Annotated in this window: 1 protein-coding gene; it reads right to left on the bottom strand. The window is 57.0% G+C overall.

Going from position 1 to position 940, the window contains the following annotated elements; all coding sequences use genetic code 11:
* Positions 1–666, bottom strand: a 666-nt coding sequence (locus tag CKO27_RS23920; RefSeq protein WP_338116183.1) for a site-specific integrase, incomplete at its 3' end; no start/stop codon positions are given.
* Positions 667–940: the final 274 nt, after the last annotated feature.

Raw genomic sequence — 940 nt, 5'->3', positions numbered from 1 at the left:
CGGCAATAGATGTGTGGAAGTAACGGATCCAGGCATCGGTGTAGAATCGTGATGACAGGCATCGGGGGTCTCCTGGGTGGTTTCGTCACTTCCCAAGGACCACGATCCCCTGTGCCTGTTCATTGTCGCGCCGCAACCATTGTTTAAGTCTTTGTTTAAAATATAAATAGCTAGGGGATACCTCAGCCTCCATCCTCCCATCTCCTGCAGTACGTGTAATGGCGTCCCGAGTTGCACATGCCAGGACGCCCACGTATGGCGCAAGTCATGCCAACGAAAGGATTTGATCCCGGCACGTTCGAGTGCCTTTTTCCACGCCGCCGTCCCGGCTTTCCCAATCGGCCTCCATTGATCGCGGCCGCGCGCCTGAAAGCAGAAAACGCGTTCCTGGTGTCTTCCGATCCAGCGACGCAGCACGAGAACGGCATCCGCATTGAGCGGCACACCAATCGCCCGTTTCGCTTTGGCTTGATCGGGGTGAATCCAGGCTACGCGCCGAACCAGATCGACTTGGCTCCACTCAAGCCCCGTGACATTGGCCTCACGTAGTCCAGTCGCCAAGCTGAAAAGCACCATATCAGCCAGATGTTCTGGTAATTCCGCGATCAATCGGCTCGCCTCATCCTGGGTCAGCCACCGAATTCGCTTGTGAGGCTCGGGGAGCATCCGCACCGCTGGCGCACGATCCAGCCACTCCCAATCCCGCTCCGCCCGACGCAAAATCGCCCTGGCCACCTCGAGCATACGGTTCACGGTCGCGTGACTGACGTTCTGAGCTTGACGTGTTGGTAGTGCTCTAGATATGGTGCTTACCTCAGTACAGTACAAAACGAATAGCCTCGCCTAGCTAATACAGCACGAGCCTCATGTCATGCTCGACCTTGAACGGTCGTCCATCGAGCATGAATCCGAGGACACAGAGCCGTTCGGCGCCGAAGCT

The organism is Thiocystis violacea (genome assembly GCF_016583575.1).
Taxonomy (GTDB): Bacteria; Pseudomonadota; Gammaproteobacteria; order Chromatiales; family Chromatiaceae; genus Thiocystis; species Thiocystis violacea.
The sequence above is the reverse complement of the archived record's forward strand: the minus strand, read 5'-3'. Positions and strand labels throughout refer to the sequence as shown.